Here is a 5903-nt window from a genome sequence, read left to right as displayed (position 1 = left end):
AGCTGGGGCGACACCGCCAACGGCGCCCTCTGCAAGCAGGCGGCGTGGAACGGCGGCAACAACCAGCAGTGGCGGCTCAACGACATGGGCAACGGCCGCTACCAGATCGTCAACCGCGGCACCGGCACCGCCCTGGACAGCGGCGGCTCCACCACCGCCGGCGCCAACGTGAAGCTGTGGGCGGTGGGTTCCAGCACCAACCTGCAGTGGACCATCACCACGGTCTGACCTGGCTCCGCTCCCCCCAAGGCCCGGGCCCGGCCGCCGATGGCGGCCGGGCCCGGGCCGGCGCGTGCCGGGGTGGCGGGGCGCCCGCACGCCCAGGGCTCCAGTGGCCGCGGGCCGCCGTAGAAGATCTTCAGCCTGCGGGGGCGAGGGGCGGGAAGGGGACGGTGGTCGACTCGCGTACCACCAGGTGGCAGGGCATGGCGTGGCGGCCGGGGGAGGGGGCGCCGTTGATCGCGGCGAGGAGCTTCTCGGCGGCCGACCTGCCGAGCCCTTCGAGGTTCATGTCGATGCTGGTCAGCGGCGGCTGAGCGCCCTCGGTCATCACGTCCCAGTTGTCGAAGCCGACCAGGGCGACGTCCTCGGGGACTCTGCGCCCCGCGGCCCGCAGGGCGTCGCAGACGCCGCGGGCGATCTGGTCGCTGCCGCAGAAGACCGCGTCGAACTCCGCCTGACCGGCGAGCAGGAGGCCGACGGCCTGGCGGCCCCACATCTCGCTCCAGCCGCCGAACAGCGGCGGCATGGCGAGGGACAAGCCTTCCTCGGCCAGGCGCTCGACGGCGGCGGCGGCGCGCACCTGCGCGGAGTTGTGGTGCTCGGGCCCCGTGACGTGCGCGATGCGGGTGCGCCCGATGGCGAGCAGATGGTCGATCGCCTTGCGCGCGCCGCCCGCCTCGTCGGGGACGACCGAGCAGTCGGCGGGGTCCGCCGAGGCGATGAAGGCGTAGACGACGGGCACCGGGAGGCCGACGCCGATGGGAGGCCGCGCCTCGGTGCGCCGGCCGGTCACGATGATGCCGTCGACCCGCCGGCTGAGCAGGGTCTTGACGTAGTACTGCTCGCGGATGGGGTCGCCGCGCCCGTCGCAGAGGAAGACCGACATCTCCCCGGCGCCCAGCGCGTCCTCGGCGCCCATCAGGACGGGGATGCTGAACCGGCCGATCGTGTCCGTGGTGATCATGCCAACGGTGTAGGTGCGGCCCGAGTGCAGGCTGCGCGCCCCCGCGTTCGCCTCGAAACTGAGCTGCCGGGCGGCGTCCCGTACGCGCTTGCGGGTCTCCTCGCGGAGCGATCCGCGCCCGTTGAGCGCCTTGGAGGCCGTGCCGACCGACACCCCGGCCAGCGCCGCGACATCGGCGATCGTGGCGTGACGCTCCAGTTTCCCCACGTTTCCTCCGCTTTCCGACAGTGTTGCCTTGTTTCACTGTATAGCCCGGCGGACCACGCCTCCCGCACCCGTGTAACAGCACGGAAACATGCTATTGACCCTCCTGGAGGGCGTTGGTAGCGTGGCGGCAATCGTTTTCCTAGTTTCCTTTCCGGTCACGCCACCCCCTCCTGGTGTCCTCGTCCGCGGTCCCCGGCGATCCATCCGGCCCGGTCCGTGCGTACCGTCAGGACAAAGTGTGCCGCGATCGCGGGGAGACCTCCACGCCCTCGAAACGAGAGATCGGAATGACCGAGCAGAAACTGTCGGACGCCCCCGCGGCCCCCGGCGTGGCGCGGACCGCGGAACCCGCCCCGCCGTCCACCCTGCCGGGCCCCGCCGGGCCGGCCGTCCCCGGACCGGACGCCGTCTCGGCGCTGCGCCCCCTCGGCCTGGACCAGGTGCGCCTGACGCCTGAGGGCCTGCTCGGCGACTGGCGGCGGCGCAACTCCGCGGAGACGCTGCCGCACTGCGTGGACAACCTGCACGGCAGCGGCAACATCGGCAACCTGCTGGCCGCCGCGGGAGAGGGCGAGCAGTCGTTCGCCGGCATGTGGTTCGCCGACTCCGACGTGCACAAGACGCTGGAGGCGGCCCTGTGGGAGCTCGGCACCTCTCCCGATGACACCCGCCTGGCGGCGTTCGCCGCGGACACGGTCGCGCTGCTGGCCCGCGTCCAGGGCCCCGACGGCTACCTCAACTCCTACTTCACCATCGCCGAGCCGGACGCCCGGTGGCGCAGGCCCGAGTGGAGCCACGAGCTGTACTGCGCCGGGCACCTGATCCAGGCCGGGGTCGCCGCCGGCCGCGCCGGTGTCCAGCCCGGCCTGCTGACCATCGCCCGGCGCTTCGCCGACCTGCTCGTCGAGCGGTTCGGGCCGGACGGGGTGTCCGAGGTGTGCGGGCACCCGGAGATCGAGACCGCGCTCGCCGAGCTGTACCGGCTCACCGGCCACCGGCCCTACCTCGACCTGGCCCGCCGCTTCCTCGACCTGCGCGGCCGGGGGCTGCTCGGCCCGGGCCGCTTCGGCCCCCGCTACTACCAGGACCACGTGCCGGTGCGGGAGGCCCGCGAGGTCGCCGGGCACGCCGTGCGCCAGCTGTACCTGCTGGCCGGCATGACCGACGTCGCCGTGGAGACCGGCGACCTCGCCCTGCTGGACGCGGCCGAACGGCTGTGGGACGACGCCTTCCACACGCGGACCTACGTCACCGGCGCGCACGGCGCCCACCACCGCGACGAGGCGTACGGCGACCCGTACGAGCTGCCGCCGGAGCGCGCCTACGGCGAGACCTGCGCGGCCATCGCGAGCTTCCAGTGGAACTGGCGGCTGCTGCTGGCCACCGGCCGGGCCCGGTACGCCGACGAGATGGAACGCGTGCTGCTCAACGCGATCGCCCCCGCGGTGTCCGCCGACGGCAGGAACTTCTTCTACGCAAACCCCCTCCAGGTGCGCACCGGGCACGTCGGCTCCGGCGAGGAGGCGACGACGCACCGTCTGCCCTGGTACTCGTGCGCGTGCTGCCCGCCCAACATCGCCCGCCTCATGGCGTCGCTGCCCGGCTACCTGGCCACCGCCGACGAGCGCGGCCTGCAGGTCCACCTGTACGCCGACGCCTCCCTCACCGTGCCGGTGGCCGGCCGGACGGTCGCGGTGGAGATGCGCACCGCCTACCCCTGGCAGGGCCGGGTCGAGCTGACCATCGACGGTGAGGGCTCGAAGGGCGGCGCCCGGTGGACGCTCGCGCTACGCGTGCCGGGCTGGTGCGATGCGCACACGGTGAGCGTGGACGGCGCGCGGGCCGAGGCCACGGTACGGGACGGCTACCTCCGGCTGACCCGTGTGTGGACCCCGGGCACGCGCGTCGTCCTCGACCTCGGCATGCCCGTACGGCAGGTGAGCGCGCACCCGCGCGTCGACGCCGTCCGCGGATGCGTCACCCTCGCGCGCGGGCCCCTGGTGTACTGCGTCGAGCAGGCCGACCTGCCCGCCGGCGCCGTCCTTGAGGACGTGCGGCTGGACCCGGCCGCGCCGATCACGGCCACCCGCTGGGCGGACCTGCCCGGCATCCCGGTCGTCCTCGAAGCGCGCGGCGTACTCGCCGACGCGGGGGAGGACCTCTACACCGCCGGTGCCGAGCGTGAGCGGGCGGGCGCGCCGCTCACGCTCACCGCGGTGCCGTACTTCCTGTGGGGCAACCGGACCGAGGGCCCGATGCGGGTCTGGATTCCGCTCGCCACCGCCGGATGATCGCGGCGGGCCGTGCCGGTGCGCACCGGCACGGCCCGCCTGAGTGGGACCGCCCGCGGCGCTGCGCCGGTTCGGGGCGGGCCGGTCCCCTGCCACCTCCCGCTCACCCCCCATCTGAGCATCAGAAACAGCGAGGTAGTTCATGCGCAGACCCCGAATGATCCCGCGCGCGATCGGCCTGACCACGGCGCTGCTCGCCGCGGGACTCGGCGGACTCGTCCCGCTCGCCCCCGCCGAGGCGGCCGGGAGCACCCTCACGGTGAACGTGGCCCAGCCGTTCCGGCCGGTGACCCACGTCGCGGCGGGCGGCCTGTACGGCCTGGCGGAGAACGGCAGGCCCGCCGACTCCACCCTGCTGCCGCTCAAGGTCAACTCCCTGACCCAGCCCGCCCCCGGGGTGGGGCAGCGGCCCAACGGGCAGCCACCCGGTGGCGATGCGCTGCTGGTGGCGCCGCAGGCCACCCGGGTCGGCGCCGGTGAGTTCATCCGGATGCCCGACATCTACCCCAACTTCCCCTACCAGTGGGTGAGCTGGAACGACTGGCTGGCCAAGGTGGACACCATGGTCCGCGCCCGGCTGAACGCGACCTCGGTGACCAACGTGATCGGCTGGGAGCTGTGGAACGAGCCGGACTGGACATGGAACACCTCGGCCGCGGGCTCCTTCAACGACGGCTGGGTGCGCACCTTCCGGGCCGTCCGGGCGCTGGACACCTCGACGCCGATCGTCGGGCCGAGCATCGCCTACTACAACCGGACCTGGCTGTCGTCGTTCCTCAGCAACGCGAAGGCCACCAGCACGCTGCCCGACATCATCTGCTGGCACGAACTGGGCAGCCCGAACAACATCGCGGCCAACATCGCCGACTACCGCGCGCTGGAGTCCTCGCTCGGCATCAGCCCGCGCCGCATCTCCATCAACGAGTACGCGGCGACCAGTGAGGTGGACGTCCCCGGCCGCGTCGCCAGCTACGTCTCCAAGTTCGAGCGGACCGGCGTCGAGTCGGCGCACCGGGCGTTCTGGTACGAGTACGGCACGATGAACGGCCTGGTGGTCAACAACAACCAGCCCACCGGCACCTGGTGGCTGTACAAGTGGTACGGCGACATGGCGGGCCGGATGGTCACCACCACCCCGGCCAACCAGACCGCGCTGGACGGCTTCGCCGCCTACGACGCCACCCGCAAGATCGTCAATGTGGTCTTCGGCAACGAGTCGGGCACCAACAACGTCCGGGTCACCGGCATCGGCGCGCTCGGCTCCTCGGTCCGGGTGACGCTGCAGTCGACTCCGTCCAATGGCCGCTTCACCGCGGTGACGGCGCCCACCACGATCTCCACCAGCACCTACACCGTCACCAATGGCGAGATCAACGTCTCGGTGCCCACCATGTCGGCCACGAGCGCCTACAATCTGGTGGTCCAGCCGGTCAGTGGCGTGCCCTCCTACCAGCAGCGGTACGAGGCGGAGAACGCGTCGGTGTTCCGCGCCCAGCGGCTGACCGCCTCCAGCGCGTCCGAGGGCGGCTACGTCGGGCGCATCGACAACAACACCAGCACACACCGTACCGACAGCTACGTGGACTTCGTGGTGAACGTGCCCACGGCCCGCGCGTACACGATGACCATCGGCTACGCCAACGCGACCGGGGCGACCTCCACCCAGGGTCTCGCCGCCAACGGCGGCGCCTGGAGCACCGTCAGCTATCCGCCGACCTCCGCCTGGGGACAGTTCGGCGCGACGGTGAACACCAGCGTCACCCTGCAGGCGGGCTACAACGTGATCCGCCTGGCCAAGGGCTCGCCCGGCTTCGCCGGCGGCACCGGTTACGCGGAGCTGGACTACATCCAGCTCACCTGATGTGTCCGCGCGCGGGTTCGCATCCTGACCGTGCGAACCCGCGCGGGGCGACCGATGGACCTGGCCGGTGCTCCGGCGTTCGAAAGGAAGAGACACGATGGAAAGACGCGATATGCGACGGCGGTGCCTGGGCGCGGCCCTCGCCCTCACGCTGGCGGGCGGTGCAGCGGCGTGCTCGTCCGCACCCTCCCCCTCCGGTTCCTCCGGTACGGATACCGGCCAGGCGCAGGCCGGTGGCGGTACGTACACCATCTGGGATCCGTATCCGCAGTTCGATGATTCTTCTGACTGGGTGAAGCTGCTGCAGGGGTGTGGCTCTCAGGCGGGGGTGTCGGTGAAGCGGGCGGGGTTCGATACG

At 72.3% G+C, this 5903-nt stretch carries 4 protein-coding genes and 1 pseudogene; 4 read left to right on the top strand and 1 reads right to left on the bottom strand.

Annotated elements, in window-relative coordinates; all coding sequences use genetic code 11:
- Window positions 1-228 (top strand): RICIN domain-containing protein (locus tag IEY93_RS36705; RefSeq protein ID WP_189167775.1); only part of this gene is annotated, 228 nt, incomplete at its 5' end.
- A 130-nt stretch (window positions 229-358) separates the two neighbouring features.
- Here the strand turns inward: IEY93_RS36705 and IEY93_RS36700 are convergent.
- Window positions 359-1393 (bottom strand): LacI family DNA-binding transcriptional regulator, encoded by a 1035-nt coding sequence (locus IEY93_RS36700; protein ID WP_203969206.1) that lies wholly within the window; start codon window positions 1391-1393, stop codon window positions 359-361.
- Window positions 1394-1680: 287 nt separating this feature from the next.
- Here IEY93_RS36700 and IEY93_RS36695 point away from each other — a divergent pair, with 287 nt between their 5' ends.
- The 3 genes and pseudogenes from IEY93_RS36695 to IEY93_RS39060 all read left to right on the top strand — a co-directional run.
- The gene (locus IEY93_RS36695) at window positions 1681-3684 is read left to right on the top strand and encodes a glycoside hydrolase family 127 protein (protein ID WP_189167774.1); all 2004 of its coding nucleotides are present in this window, start codon (window positions 1681-1683) and stop codon (window positions 3682-3684) included.
- 142 nt (window positions 3685-3826) lie between these two features.
- Window positions 3827-5545, top strand: coding sequence for a carbohydrate-binding protein (locus IEY93_RS36690; protein WP_189167773.1), 1719 nt, complete (start codon window positions 3827-3829; stop codon window positions 5543-5545).
- A 97-nt stretch (window positions 5546-5642) separates the two neighbouring features.
- Window positions 5643-5903: pseudogene (locus IEY93_RS39060) on the top strand (hypothetical protein); the annotation flags it as partial.

Source organism: Sphaerisporangium melleum, from assembly GCF_014646695.1.
Classification (GTDB): domain Bacteria; phylum Actinomycetota; class Actinomycetes; order Streptosporangiales; family Streptosporangiaceae; genus Sphaerisporangium; species Sphaerisporangium melleum.
This window is presented reverse-complemented; position numbering and strand designations above follow the sequence as displayed.